This window comes from Pseudomonas sp. GW531-T4 (assembly GCF_017349615.1).
Classification (GTDB): Bacteria; Pseudomonadota; Gammaproteobacteria; order Pseudomonadales; family Pseudomonadaceae; genus Aquipseudomonas; species Aquipseudomonas chlororaphis_I.
Genome location: NZ_JACMZT010000034.1, coordinates 59,782 through 73,401, shown reverse-complemented (window position 1 = coordinate 73,401; position 13,620 = coordinate 59,782). Strand labels below are relative to the sequence as shown.

Annotated in this window: 8 protein-coding genes; 4 read left to right on the top strand and 4 right to left on the bottom strand. The window is 63.5% G+C overall.

Annotated features, from left to right (window positions below; all coding sequences use genetic code 11):
* Positions 1 to 258: 258 nt before the first annotated feature.
* Both J4D28_RS23105 and msrA read left to right on the top strand, forming a co-directional pair.
* Positions 259 to 2,952 carry a bifunctional diguanylate cyclase/phosphodiesterase gene (locus J4D28_RS23105; RefSeq protein ID WP_016704477.1) on the top strand — a complete coding sequence of 898 codons (2,694 nt, stop codon included), beginning with the start codon at positions 259 to 261 and terminating at the stop codon, positions 2,950 to 2,952.
* Positions 2,953 to 3,025: 73 nt separating this feature from the next.
* A complete protein-coding gene (msrA, locus tag J4D28_RS23100; protein ID WP_007926804.1) occupies positions 3,026 to 3,673 on the top strand; it encodes a peptide-methionine (S)-S-oxide reductase MsrA in 648 nt (215 codons plus the stop codon).
* A gap of 112 nt (positions 3,674 to 3,785) precedes the next feature.
* Here msrA and J4D28_RS23095 read toward each other — a convergent pair whose 3' ends face one another.
* Together J4D28_RS23095 and putP are read right to left on the bottom strand one after the other, a co-directional pair.
* On the bottom strand, positions 3,786 to 4,622 hold the full coding sequence (locus tag J4D28_RS23095) for a 23S rRNA (adenine(2030)-N(6))-methyltransferase RlmJ (protein WP_053268078.1): 837 nt from the start codon (positions 4,620 to 4,622) through the stop codon (positions 3,786 to 3,788).
* A gap of 161 nt (positions 4,623 to 4,783) precedes the next feature.
* Positions 4,784 to 6,268 carry a sodium/proline symporter PutP gene (gene putP, locus J4D28_RS23090; protein ID WP_009046639.1) on the bottom strand — a complete coding sequence of 495 codons (1,485 nt, stop codon included), beginning with the start codon at positions 6,266 to 6,268 and terminating at the stop codon, positions 4,784 to 4,786.
* A 461-nt stretch (positions 6,269 to 6,729) separates the two neighbouring features.
* On the opposite strand from putP, the gene putA reads away from it, so the two are divergent.
* Both putA and J4D28_RS23080 read left to right on the top strand, forming a co-directional pair.
* Positions 6,730 to 10,683: a trifunctional transcriptional regulator/proline dehydrogenase/L-glutamate gamma-semialdehyde dehydrogenase gene (putA, locus tag J4D28_RS23085; RefSeq protein WP_103330898.1), complete on the top strand. Its 3,954-nt coding sequence runs from the start codon at positions 6,730 to 6,732 to the stop codon at positions 10,681 to 10,683.
* Positions 10,684 to 11,013: 330 nt separating this feature from the next.
* Positions 11,014 to 12,816 (top strand): acyl-CoA dehydrogenase, encoded by a 1,803-nt coding sequence (locus J4D28_RS23080; RefSeq protein ID WP_103330899.1) that lies wholly within the window; start codon positions 11,014 to 11,016, stop codon positions 12,814 to 12,816.
* A 101-nt stretch (positions 12,817 to 12,917) separates the two neighbouring features.
* Here J4D28_RS23080 and J4D28_RS23075 read toward each other — a convergent pair whose 3' ends face one another.
* On the bottom strand, positions 12,918 to 13,220 hold the full coding sequence (locus J4D28_RS23075; protein ID WP_009041856.1) for a cell division protein ZapA: 303 nt from the start codon (positions 13,218 to 13,220) through the stop codon (positions 12,918 to 12,920).
* Positions 13,217 to 13,447 carry a hypothetical protein gene (locus J4D28_RS23070; protein ID WP_007926810.1) on the bottom strand — a complete coding sequence of 77 codons (231 nt, stop codon included), beginning with the start codon at positions 13,445 to 13,447 and terminating at the stop codon, positions 13,217 to 13,219. Before J4D28_RS23070 ends, J4D28_RS23075 begins: the two co-directional genes overlap by 4 nt.
* Between the last annotated feature and the right edge of the window lie 173 nt (positions 13,448 to 13,620).

The following is a 13,620-nucleotide window of genomic DNA, read 5'->3' as shown; positions in this document are numbered from 1 at the left end:
AGCGCCACGCTCGTACCTCAACCCCGCCAATTTGGCGGGGCTTTTTTTGCCGAAAAATCGCTGCAACCAGCGACCAAAGCCCGGTAAAACACCAGAAAATATTAGCTTTCAGAAATCTTCCGCGCTGCCGATAGATTCTTATAGCACTTAGCCTTCATCTCACTTGTCAGTCAGTGCCGCATGATGCAACCTTGCCGCAGGCAACAGTAAAGAGGGCGCGAGCCCGGCGCGATCAGCATTTACCAAGCGAGTTTCCCCATGAAAAGCCAACCCGATGCCGCCAGCCGTATGGTGGCCGAGGTAGTGACGCAGTTGCCCGTGCCCTCGCGGCTCGGCATGCTGCGTTTCGAACGGCTGAATGAAGCGAGCTGGGCCCTGCTGTTTCTCGACCCGAACTGTGAACGCCAATTCGGCCTGCCCGCCGTCGAGCTCTGTGCCCTGGTCGGCTCGCCCTATGCCAGCCTGATGGAACCGGAAGCCCGCTATCAGTTGCACGACGCAATCCAGCAGCAACTGACCCACAGCCCGCATTACCTGATTCGCTACACCCTGCACACCGCCAAGGGCTCACTGAGCCTGCTGGAACTCGGCGAAGCCTACAAACAGCACAATCGACACCTGCTGCGGGGTTATTTCCTGGTGGTCGACGGCCTGCTCAACGACGATCAGCCGCTCCCCGCGCCCGACCTGGAAACCCAGAACAGCCGCCTGCAAATCGCCCTGGAACTCAACCAGCGGGCCCAGCAGGAACAACTCCAGCACCTCGAACGGGTGCGCGCCCAGCAGGACCTGATCCTGCTCCTGGCCCGCCAGCGCTACAGCACCAACAACCCCCTGCTGGAAGCCGCCGAGCTGATTACCCGCAGCGCCTGCGACATCTACGAAATCGACTGTGCCAGCATCTGGAACCTGGAAGGCCAGTTGCTGGTACCGATCTGCGCCTATCACCGCGACCTGCAGCAATACATCCTGCCGGAGGCGATCGACGCCAGCGATTTCCCCGACTACCTCGAAGCCCTGCACACCAGCCGGGCCATCGATGCGCACAATGCCATGCGCGATCCGCGCACCCGGGAAATGGCCGAAAGCCTGCGCCCGCGCAATATCAACGCCATGCTCGACGCCAGCATCCGCATCGACGGTCAGGTGGTCGGCGTGCTGTGCCTGGAACAAGTGGGCAACACCCGCGCCTGGCAATCCGATGAAATCGCCTTTGCCGGCGAGCTGGCCGACCAGTTCGCCCAGGTCATCAACAACCATAACCGCCGTACCGCTACCAGCGCCCTGCACCTGTTCCAGCGCGCGGTCGAGCAAAGCGCCAATGCCTTTCTGCTGGTCAACTGCGACGGCGTGGTGGAGTACGTCAACCCGAGCTTCACCGCGATCACCCAGTACAGCACCGAGGAAGTCCACGGCCATCGGCTGGCGGAACTGCCGGCGCTGGAGAACCTCAGCGAACTGCTGTTCGACGCGCCCTCCAGCCTGGCCAAGAGCAACAGCTGGCAGGGCGAATTCAAGAGCCGGCGCAAGAACCTGGAGCCGTACTGGGGCCAGCTGTCGATCTCCAAGGTCTATGGCGACAACCGCGAACTGACCCACTACATCGGCATCTACGAAGACATCACCCAGACCAAGCTCGCCCAGCAGCGCATCGAACGCCTGGCCTACACCGACAACCTGACCAACCTGGGCAACCGTCCGGCCTTCATCCGCAATCTCGACGAACGCTTCGCCCGCGACAGCGACAGCCCCATCAGCCTGCTGCTGGTGGACATCGACAACTTCAAGCGGATCAACGACAGCCTCGGCCACCAGACGGGCGACAAGCTGCTGATCAGCCTGGCCCGGCGCCTGCGCAACAGCCTGAGCCCCAGCGGCAGCCTGGCGCGCTTCGCCAGTAACGAGTTCGCCGTACTGCTGGACGACACCGACCTGGAAGCCGGCCAACAGATCGCCAGCCAGCTGCTGATGACCCTCGACAAGCCGATGTTCGTCGACAACCAACTCATCAGCGTCACCGGCTCCGTGGGCCTGGCCTGCGCGCCGCTGCACGGCCGCGACCCGCAGACCCTGATGCGCAACGCCGGCCTGGCGCTGCACAAGGCCAAGGCCAACGGCAAGCATCAGGTGCAGGTGTTTACCGAGGCGCTGAATGCCGAAGCCAGCTACAAGCTGTTCGTGGAAAACAACCTGCGCCGCGCCCTGACCCAGAACGAACTGGACGTGTTCTACCAGCCCAAGCTGTGCCTGCGCAGCGGACGCCTGCTGGGCCTGGAAGCGCTGCTGCGCTGGAACCATCCGGAAAAGGGCATGATCCGCCCGGACCAGTTCATCAGCGTCGCCGAAGAGACCGGCCTGATCATCCCGATCGGCAAATGGATCGCGCGCCAGGCCTGTCGCATGAGCAAGCAGCTCACCGCCGCCGGCCTGGGCAATCTGCAGGTGGCGATCAACCTGTCGCCCAAGCAGTTTTCCGACCCGGACCTGGTGGCTTCCATCGCCAGCATCCTCAAGGAAGAACAGCTGCCCGCCTCGCTGCTGGAGCTCGAGCTGACGGAGGGCCTGCTGCTGGAAGCCACCGAAGACACCCACCAGCAACTCGACCAGTTGAAAAAGCTCGGCCTGACCCTGGCCATGGACGATTTCGGCACCGGCTATTCGTCGCTGAGCTACTTGAAAAAATTCCCGATCGACATCATCAAGATCGATCGCAGCTTCATCCATGAAATCCCCGCCAACCAGGACGACATGGAAATTACCTCGGCGGTGATCGCCATGGCCCACAACCTGAAAATCCAGGTGGTGGCCGAGGGCATCGAAACCGCGGAGCAGCTGTCCTTCCTGCGTCGCCACCGCTGCGATGTCGGCCAGGGCTACCTGTTCGACCGGCCGATCCCCGGCTCGGAGCTGATCGACAAGCTCAAACGTTATCCGCGCGGCCCAATCGCCTGACAGCGCTGTAACACTCGGGCAAACTGCAAGTCTGGTTAATTACTCAATCCCACCCTGACTGAGAGGACTGATCATGGTTCTGCGCTCGGAAATTCTGGTGAACAAAAACGTGCTACCTACCAAAGAACAAGCTCTGCCTGGCCGCGAAACCCCGATGACCGTGCCAGCCGAACACTTCGTCAACGGCAACCCGCTGCTGGGCCCATTCCCGGGCAACGTGGAATTCGCCATCTTCGGCCTGGGTTGCTTCTGGGGTGCGGAACGCAAGTTCTGGCAGCGCGAGGGCGTGTTCAGCACGTCGGTGGGCTACGCCGGCGGCTTTACCCCGAACCCGACCTACGAAGAAGTCTGCTCGGGCCTGACCGGCCACAGCGAAGTGGTGCTGGTGGTCTACGAGCCGGAGAAAGTCAGCTACCAGGAACTGCTGGCAATGTTCTGGGAACTGCACAACCCGACCCAGGGCATGCGCCAGGGCAACGACATCGGCACCCAGTACCGCTCGGTGATCTATGCCACCAACCCGACCCAGCTGGAGCAGGCCAAGGCCAGCGAAAAAGTGTTCCAGGCCGAGCTGACCAAGGCCGGGCTGGGCGCCATCACCACGGAAATCGAAGAAGCCCCGACCTTCTACTACGCCGAGGCCTACCACCAGCAGTACCTGGCGAAGAATCCGGAAGGCTACTGCGGGATCGGCGGCACAGGCGTGACCTGCCCGATCTGACCCGTAGCCGCTGACGAGGCACGAGTCTGCGATGCGGTCCGCAGGAGCGCCCTCGGGGGCCGCTTCGCTGCCCATCGCAGCCTCGTACCTCGGCAGCGGCTACAACCTCACATTATTCGGCGATCAGCCAATCCATCTGCCAGCCGCCCTGGGTCTGGCCCAGTTTCTGCGCCAGCCACGGCAGCAGCTCGCGCAGCTCCTCTTCCAGCCCCCACGGCGGGTTGGCAATCGCCAGGCCCGAGCCATTCAGGCTGTTGGGGGTGTCCAGCGGATGCACCAGCAATTCCACACGCAAAAGCTTCGGCGCGCCGGTACCGGCCAGGTCCTGGTAGAAGCGGCGTAGCGCCCGCTGATCCTTGACCGGGTACCAGATGGCCGCCACGGTCTGGCGCATCCGGCCGATGGCTTCTTTCAGCGACGCGGCGCAACGCTGCATTTCGTCGAGCTGTTCGAACGGCGGGTCGATCAACATCACCGCGCGCTTCTCGGCCACCGGCAACAATGCCCGCGCCACATGCCAGCCCTCGCCCAGGTGGACTGCCACCCGGCGATCGCCCTTCATGTTGTCCTTGAGCAGCAGCCCGTCTTCCGGGTGCTTCTCGTTGAGCAACACGCGGTCCTGGGGGCGGGTCAGGCGCCGCGCCAGCTCGGGCGAGCCCGGGTAATAACGCAGCTCGCCATCGGGGTTCATCTTGTGCAGCACCGCCATGTAGTCGGCGGTCAGCGCTGGCAGGTCCTGCTCGCCCCACAGGCGCGCGATACCTTCCAGGTACTCGCCGGTGCGGTTGGCCTGATCGCCCTGGAGGTCGTACAGGCCGATGCCGGCATGGCTGTCCAGATAGGCGAACGGCTGCTCCTTGCGCGACATCAGGGCGATGAGGCGGGTCAGGGTCAGGTGTTTGAAGACGTCGGCGTGGTTGCCGGCGTGGAAGGCGTGACGATAGTTCATGGTTGCTCCTGCGCAGGGGGCGAAGTTTACCCTGTGCCACGGCCGGCGTCAGGTCGTGTCGGGAAGCTCCCTGGTGCAAAACGCACCCATGAAAAAGCCCGCATCCCAGGGAATGCGGGCTTTTCGAGTCACTGCAAGGGCGCCGCCTCAGCGGCTCCCGATCAGTGGTTGAGCTTGTAGTCTTTCTCGGCCGCCTCGAAACGCTGGACCATGCCGACGCTCGGCGCGCTCATCTTGCTCACCAGCAGGATGGCCAGGCTGGCGAAGATGAAGCCCGGGATGATTTCGTACAGGCCCAGCAGGTTGAAGTGCTTCCACAGGATCACGGTCACGGCACCGACGATGATGCCGGCCAGCGCGCCGTCGCGGGTCATGCCTTTCCACAGTACCGAGATCAGCACCACAGGGCCGAAGGCCGCGCCGAAACCGGCCCAGGCGTAGCTGACCAGGCCCAGTACGCGGTTTTCCGGGTTGGCGGCCATGGCGATGGCGACCAGGGCAACCAGCAGCACCATGGCACGACCGACCCACACCAGCTCCAGCTGGGAAGCATGTTTACGCAGGAAGGCCTTGTAGAAGTCTTCGGTCAGGGCACTGGAGCACACCAGCAGTTGGCAGCTCAAAGTACTCATCACCGCCGCCAGGATGGCCGACAGCAGCACACCGGCCAGCCAAGGGTTGAAGAGGATCTTCGCCAATTCGATGAACACCCGCTCGTGGTTCTCGGTCACGGGACCGGCCACTTCCGGGTGCGCCGAGAAGTAGGCGATACCGAAGAAGCCCACGGCCACGGTGCCGCCCAGGCACAGGATCATCCAGGTCATGGAGATGCGACGGGCGTTGGCGATCGACTTGACCGAGTCCGCGGCCATGAAGCGTGCCAGGATGTGCGGCTGGCCGAAGTAGCCCAGGCCCCAGCCCATCAGCGAGATGATGCCGATGAAGGTGGTGTTTTTCAGCATGTCGAAGTTGCTTGGGTCCTGGGCTTCGATCGCCAGGAAGGTGGTGTCGACGCCACCGGTGGCCAGCAGCACGATGATCGGTGTCAGCAGCAGGGCGAAGATCATCAGGGTGGCTTGCACGGTGTCGGTCCAGCTCACTGCCAGGAAACCACCGACGAAGGTGTAGGCGATGGTCGCCGCGGCACCGGCCCACAGCGCGGTCTCGTAGGGCATGCCGAAGGTGCTTTCGAACAGACGGGCACCGGCGACGATGCCGGAAGCGCAGTAAATGGTGAAGAACACCAGGATCACGATCGCGGAGATGATCCGCAGCAGCCCGCTCTTGTCCTCGAAGCGGCTGGAGAAGTAGTCCGGCAGCGTCAATGCATCGCCGTTGTGTTCGGTTTGTACTCGCAGACGACCGGCGACGAACAGCCAGTTCAGGTAGGCACCGACGATCAGGCCGATGGCGATCCAGCTCTCGGACAGGCCGGACATGTAGATGGCGCCCGGCAGGCCCATCAACAACCAGCCGCTCATGTCGGAAGCGCCGGCGGAAAGCGCGGTCACCACGCTACCCAGGCTGCGGCCACCGAGGATGTAGTCAGAAAGGTTGTTGGTCGAGCGATAGGCCATGAAGCCGATCAGCACCATAGCTGCGATGTAGATCACGAACGTGATCAAGGTTGGATTGCTTGCACTCATTGAGTTACGCCCTGGCTTTGTTTTTATGTAGCGGCGGTCAGCACCACCGCTCTCAAACGACTACGTTGGAGAGACGGCTGGGTACTCCGCGCATTTATGACTGATGTTTCCCCAGGAAAGCCATCAGCCGATGAACCAGTCGCGAGGACCGGTTGCACCTTGGGCGCGAATGCTATTCAACAACTCAAAGAAGGTGCAACCTGTTTCGCGAGAATAAGTTGCACCTAAGCGATTTTTCCGGCGAACGCCGCGTTTTTGCTCCTTTTTGGAGCAAAAACCAGGCGCGACAGAATTAAAAGCACCAAGCAGAAGCGCCGCCCCGGGACCGGAAATCAATTCCTGATGAGCTGTCGATCATTCCGATAAAAAACAGGTTGCACCCGGTTGCACCTCTTTCGGCGCGCGGCTAATCTTGCCGCCAGCTGATGCCACGCAACCGTGGTAAACATGAGGATAAAAATATGGCTACCACCACCCTTGGGGTCAAACTCGACGACCCGACCCGCGAACGCCTGAAGGCCGCCGCGACCTCGATCGATCGCACGCCGCACTGGCTGATCAAGCAGGCAATTTTCAATTACCTGGAAAAACTCGAGGGTGGTGCAACCCTGACCGAGCTGAGCGGTTCGACCCGCACCGATGGCGATGACGCCGGCGAAGTACAGACCGACCACGCCCACCAGTGCTTCCTCGAATTCGCCGAAAGCATCCTGCCGCAATCGGTGCTGCGCGCCTCGATCACCGCTGCTTATCGCCGCCCGGAACCGGAAGTGGTACCGATGCTGCTGGAGCAGGCGCGCCTGCCGGCCAGCATGGCCGAAGCCACCAACAAGCTGGCCGCGACCATCGCCGAGAAACTGCGCAACCAGAAGAGCGCCGGCGGCCGTGCCGGTATCGTCCAGGGCCTGCTGCAGGAGTTCTCCCTGTCGTCCCAGGAAGGCGTGGCCCTGATGTGCCTGGCCGAAGCCCTGCTGCGCATCCCGGACAAAGGCACCCGTGACGCGCTGATCCGCGACAAGATCAGCACCGGCAACTGGCAGCCGCACCTGGGCAACAGCCCGTCGCTGTTCGTCAACGCCGCCACCTGGGGCCTGCTGCTGACCGGCAAGCTGGTCGCCACCCACAACGAAGCCGGCCTGACCTCATCCCTGAGCCGCATCATCGGCAAGAGCGGCGAGCCGATGATCCGCAAGGGCGTCGACATGGCCATGCGCCTGATGGGCGAGCAGTTCGTCACCGGCGAAACCATCGCCGAAGCCCTGGCCAACGCCAGCAAGTTCGAAGCCAAGGGCTTCCGCTACTCCTACGACATGCTCGGCGAAGCGGCACTGACCGAGCACGACGCGCAGAAATACCTGGCGTCCTACGAGCAGGCCATCCACTCGATCGGCAAGGCCTCCCACGGTCGCGGCATCTATGAAGGCCCGGGCATCTCGATCAAGCTCTCGGCCCTGCACCCGCGCTACAGCCGCGCCCAGTACGAGCGCGTGATGGACGAGCTGTACCCGCGCCTGCTGTCGCTGACCCTGCTGGCCAAGCAATACGACATCGGCCTGAACATCGACGCCGAAGAAGCCGACCGCCTGGAGCTGTCGCTGGATCTGCTCGAGCGCCTGTGCTTCGAGCCACAGCTGACCGGTTGGAACGGCATCGGCTTCGTGATCCAGGCCTACCAGAAGCGCTGCCCGTACGTGATCGACTACGTGATCGACCTGGCGCGCCGCAGCCGTCACCGCCTGATGATCCGCCTGGTGAAAGGCGCCTACTGGGACAGCGAGATCAAGCGCGCCCAGGTCGAAGGCCTGGAAGGCTATCCGGTCTACACCCGCAAGGTGTACACCGACGTTTCCTATATCGCCTGCGCCCGCAAGCTGCTGTCGGTACCGGAAGTCATCTACCCGCAGTTCGCCACCCACAACGCCCACACCCTGTCGGCCATCTACCACATCGCCGGTCAGAACTACTACCCGGGCCAGTACGAGTTCCAGTGCCTGCACGGCATGGGCGAACCGCTGTACGAACAGGTGGTAGGCAAGGTCGCCGATGGCAAGCTGAACCGTCCGTGCCGCGTGTACGCACCGGTCGGCACCCACGAAACCCTGCTGGCCTACCTGGTGCGCCGCCTGCTGGAAAACGGCGCCAACACCTCGTTCGTCAACCGCATCGCCGACCAATCCATCTCCATCCAGGAACTGGTGGCCGACCCGGTCAGCCAGATCGAGCAGATGGCGACCCTGGAAGGCGGCTTCGGCCTGCCGCATCCGCGCATTCCATTGCCGCGTGACCTGTACGGCAGCGAGCGCGCCAACTCCGCCGGCATCGACATGGCCAACGAACACCGCCTGGCGTCGCTGTCCTGCGCCCTGCTGGCCACCGCCCACAACCACTGGAAAGCCGCGCCGATGCTCGGTTGCGCCTCCAGCAGCGAAACCCCGGCGCAGGTCTTGAATCCGTCCGATCACCGTGACGTGGTCGGCCATGTCCAGGAGGCCACAGTCGAAGACGTCGACAACGCCATCCAGTGCGCGCTGAACGCCGCACCGATCTGGCAGGCCACGCCGCCGGCCGAGCGCGCGGCGATCCTCGAACGCGCCGCCGACCTGATGGAAGGCGAGATCCAGCCGCTGATGGGCCTGCTGGCCCGCGAAGCCGGCAAGACCTTCGCCAACGCCATCGCCGAAGTGCGCGAAGCCGTGGACTTCCTGCGCTACTACGCGGTGCAGGCACGCAACGATTTCAGCAACGACGCGCACCGCCCGCTGGGTCCGGTGGTCTGCATCAGCCCGTGGAACTTCCCGCTGGCGATCTTCAGCGGCCAGGTCGCCGCTGCCCTGGCCGCCGGTAACCCGGTACTGGCCAAGCCGGCCGAACAGACGCCGCTGGTCGCCGCACAGGCCGTGCGCCTGATGCTCGAAGCCGGCATTCCGCAAGGCGTGCTGCAACTGCTGCCGGGCCGCGGCGAAACCGTCGGTGCCCGCCTGGTGGGCGACGATCGGGTCAAAGGCGTGATGTTCACCGGTTCCACCGAAGTCGCGCGCCTGCTGCAACGCAACGTCGCCGGCCGCCTGGACGCCCAGGGCCGACCAATCCCGCTGATCGCCGAAACCGGCGGCCAGAACGCGATGATCGTCGACTCCTCGGCCCTGACCGAACAAGTGGTGATCGACGTCGTCTCCTCGGCCTTCGACAGCGCCGGCCAGCGTTGCTCGGCCCTGCGCGTACTGTGCCTGCAGGAAGACTCCGCCGACCGCGTGATCGAAATGCTCAAGGGCGCCATGGCCGAAAGTCGCCTGGGCAACCCTGAGCGCCTGTCCGTGGACATCGGCCCGGTGATCGACGCCGAAGCCAAGGCCGGCATCGAGAAACACATCCAGGCCATGCGCGACAAAGGCCGCAACGTGTATCAGGTGGCGATCGCCGATGGCGAAGAAATCAAGCGCGGCACCTTCGTGATGCCGACGTTGATCGAGCTGGAAAGCTTCGACGAGTTGCAACGCGAGATCTTCGGTCCGGTGCTGCACGTGGTGCGCTACAAGCGCAAGGACATCGACCAGTTGATCGCGCAGATCAACGCCTCCGGCTACGGCCTGACCCTGGGCGTGCACACCCGCATCGACGAGACCATCGCCAAGGTGATCGACAACGTCAACGCCGGTAACGTCTACGTCAACCGCAACATCGTCGGTGCCGTGGTTGGCGTGCAGCCATTCGGCGGCGAAGGCCTGTCGGGCACCGGCCCGAAAGCCGGTGGCCCGCTGTACCTGTACCGCCTGCTGTCGACCCGCCCGACCGACGCCATCGAGCAGTCGTTCGCCCGTAGCGACGCCCTGAACGCCCCGGACGTGCGCCTGCGCGATGCCATGAGCAAGCCGCTGAGCGCCCTGCAAGCCTGGGCCGACAGCAACAAGCTGGCGGATCTCAGCGCCCTGTGCGTGCAGTTCGCGGCGCAGTCGCAGAGCGGTATCACCCGCGTCCTGGCCGGCCCGACCGGCGAACGCAACAGCTACGCCATCCTGCCGCGCGAACACGTGCTGTGCCTGGCGGAAGTCGAAGGCGACCTGCTGAGCCAACTGGCGGCCGTCCTGGCCGTAGGCGGTTCGGCGGTCTGGCCGGAAGGCGAGCCGGGCAAGGCGCTCTACGCCCGCCTGCCGAAGGACGTGCAAGCGCGCATCCAGCGCGTGGCCGACTGGACCAAGGACGAAGTGGTGTTCGATGCGGTCCTGCATCACGGCCACTCCGACCAGCTGCGCGCGGTCTGCCAGCAAGTGGCCAAGCGTGCCGGCGCCATCGTCGGGGTTCATGGCCTGTCGCAAGGCGAAACCTCGATTGCCCTGGAACGCCTGGTGATCGAACGCGCCTTGAGCGTCAACACCGCGGCGGCCGGCGGCAACGCCAGCCTGATGACCATCGGCTGAAGCCATCAGTCAGCAACATGAAAAGGGCGCCCTCACCGGCGCCCTTTTTCATGCCCTCCGCAAATCCCCCGTAGCCGCTGTCGAGCCCTGGCGAGGCTGCGATCGGGGCGCAGCCCCGTAAAACCAGGCGACGCGGTATGCCTGATGGATGGGGTCGTCTGGCTTGGCGCCTGCTGCGCAGGCGATCGCAGCCTCGCTGGCGCTCGACAGCGGCTACGCCTGCCGCCCCCATCCCCTGTGTTTGGCACCTTTATCACCTTCATCAATCTTGCTATCCAGAGTTTATTCACCCGCCTAGACTCGGCTGAGTCCAATCACAGGTAGGCCGCCATGTCCGAGACGCTGCTCAGTTCCCGCAATCTGGCTTTCGAGCTGTATGAAGTCCTCGATGCCGAGGGCCTGACCCAGCGCGAGCGATTCGCCGAGCACAACCGGGAAACCTTCGACGCCGCCCTCGGCACCGCGCGCAGCATCGCCGAGAAGTTCTTCGCCCCACACAACCGCAAAGGCGATGAAAACGAGCCACGTTATGAAGACGGCAAGGCGATCCTGATTCCGGAAGTGAAACCCGCGGTCGACGCCTTTCTCGAAGCCGGCTTCCTCAACGCCGCGCGCAGCTTCGAGGCCGGTGGCATGCAGTTGCCGACGCTGTTGTCCCAGGCCTGCTTCGCTCACTTCCAGGCGGCCAACGCGGCTTCCACCTCCTACCCGTTCCTGACCATGGGCGCGGCCAACCTGATCGAAAGCTTCGGCACCGAGGAGCAGAAACGGCGCTTCCTGCAGCCGATGATCGACGGGCGCTTCTTCGGCACCATGGCCCTGACCGAGCCCCATGCCGGCTCGTCGCTGTCGGATATCCGCACCCGCGCCGAACCGGCGGCGGACGGCACCTACCGGCTCAAGGGCAACAAGATCTTCATCTCCGGCGGCGATCACCCGCTGTCGGAGAACATCGTGCACATGGTGCTGGCCAAGCTGCCGGACGCACCGGCCGGGGTGAAAGGCATCTCGCTGTTCATCGTGCCCAAGTTCCTGGTCAACGACGACGGCAGCCTGGGCCCGCGCAACGACGTGCTGCTGGCCGGCCTGTTCCACAAGATGGGCTGGCGCGGCACCACCTCCACGGCACTGAACTTCGGTGATAACGGGGAGTGTGTGGGCTATCTGGTGGGCAAGCCGCACCACGGCCTGAGCTACATGTTCCAGATGATGAACGAGGCGCGGATCGGCGTCGGCATGGGCGCGGTGATGCTTGGCTACGCCGGCTACCTGTATTCCCTGGAATACGCCCGCGAACGCCCGCAAGGCCGCCTGCCGGACAGCAAGGACCCGACTACCGCGCCGGTGTCGATCGTCCAGCACGCCGACGTCAAGCGCATGCTGCTGACCCAGAAGTCCTATGTCGAAGGCGCTTTCGACCTAGGCCTGTACGCCGCGCGGCTGTTCGACGACACCACCACCCTGCCCGACGAAGACCAGCGCAAACAGGCCCACGAACTGCTGGACCTGCTGACGCCCATCGTCAAATCCTGGCCCTCGGAGTTCTGCCTGAAGGCCAACGAACTGGCGATCCAGATCCTCGGCGGCCACGGCTATACCCGTGAATACCCGGTGGAACAGTACTACCGCGACAACCGCCTGAACCCGATCCACGAAGGCACCCACGGCATCCAGTCCCTGGACCTGCTGGGGCGCAAGCTGGCGCAGAACGGCGGCGCGGGACTGAAACAACTGATCCGCCTGATCGCCGACACCAGCGAGCGAGCCCAGGCCCACGAAGCCCTGACGGTGCTGCGCCAACCGCTGGAAAAACTGGTGGCGCGCCTGCAAGGCGTGACCATCGGCCTGCTCACCGACCTGGCTCAGGGCAAGGTCAACAGCAGCCTGGCCAACTCGGCGCTGTACCTGAAAGCCTTCGGTCATACGGTGATCGGTTGGCGCTGGCTGGAGCAGGCGATTCGCGCACAGGAAGGCCTAGCCAGGGGCAACACGGCGGATGTGGGGTTCTATAAGGGCAAGCTGCAGGCGGCGCGCTACTTCCTGACCTGGGAAGTGCCGGCCTGTCATCACGAACTGGCCTTGCTGGAAGCGCGGGACGATACCTGCCTGGGCATGCAGGACGAGTGGTTCTGAAGCGCTAAAAGCATCGCGAGCAATCGAGCGCCGCCCGGCTGCTCGCGAAAACAATCAGTCCGACACAACCGCAACGGCGTTGCAGGTTGTGGGTAAACCCATCAGTTCTGGCTGATGGTCTTGGAGATCACTTCGACCGTGGCGCTGACTTGCTCTTGGTAACGGTCAAGTTCCTGCTGATGGCGCTTTTGCATCTCGAGCTGCTGGGAACACAGGTTCATCGCCGCCAGCACCAGCAAGCGGTCACCGATCAGCGTCGGGTATTTCTTCTTGGTCTCGGCCAGGGTGGCCTTCAACATCAACGCGGCATCCAGCAGGGTCTGCTCTTCCCCGGCCGGCGCCTTGATCGAGTAGTCCTCACCGAGAATCGAGACGACTTTTACCCCGTCGGCACCCTGCCTCATGCGCTGACAGGACCGGCGCTGACGCGTTCGACCAGGGCCTGGATACGGGCCGCGGTGGCGCCTTGCTTCTCTTCCTGTTCCATCAGGCTCAGTTGCAGGCTTTCGTTCTCATCCTTGGCCTGGGCCAGTTCTGCCTTGAGGGTTTCGTTCGTGCCCGACAGTTCCTGGTTCTGTTGCACCAGGTCACTGACAAGCTGTTCCAATTGGCTTAGGGATGCTTCCAACATTTTGATTTTCCGAGCATTTTTCAAAGGGCGCGTACGATAAAGAAAAGTCACCCTGGATGCCAGGGTTATCCCGGCGCAACGCCTTGATCTGCCTGGCGGGTGACCTTGCCTGCGAACTTTAAAGACTGTCATTCACCCATCTGGTTCCTGACACTTCGTCGCCCATCAGATCT

What these genes read in the sequence shown, in the direction of transcription:
- J4D28_RS23105 (WP_016704477.1), top strand. Translation starts at nt 259, where the DNA reads ATGAAAAGCCAACCCGATGCCGCCAGCCGTATGGTGGCCGAGGTAGTG.
- msrA (WP_007926804.1), top strand. Translation starts at nt 3,026, where the DNA reads ATGGTTCTGCGCTCGGAAATTCTGGTGAACAAAAACGTGCTACCTACC.
- J4D28_RS23095 (WP_053268078.1), bottom strand. Translation starts at nt 4,622, where the DNA reads ATGAACTATCGTCACGCCTTCCACGCCGGCAACCACGCCGACGTCTTC.
- putP (WP_009046639.1), bottom strand. Translation starts at nt 6,268, where the DNA reads ATGAGTGCAAGCAATCCAACCTTGATCACGTTCGTGATCTACATCGCA.
- putA (WP_103330898.1), top strand. Translation starts at nt 6,730, where the DNA reads ATGGCTACCACCACCCTTGGGGTCAAACTCGACGACCCGACCCGCGAA.
- J4D28_RS23080 (WP_103330899.1), top strand. Translation starts at nt 11,014, where the DNA reads ATGTCCGAGACGCTGCTCAGTTCCCGCAATCTGGCTTTCGAGCTGTAT.
- J4D28_RS23075 (WP_009041856.1), bottom strand. Translation starts at nt 13,220, where the DNA reads ATGAGGCAGGGTGCCGACGGGGTAAAAGTCGTCTCGATTCTCGGTGAG.
- J4D28_RS23070 (WP_007926810.1), bottom strand. Translation starts at nt 13,447, where the DNA reads ATGTTGGAAGCATCCCTAAGCCAATTGGAACAGCTTGTCAGTGACCTG.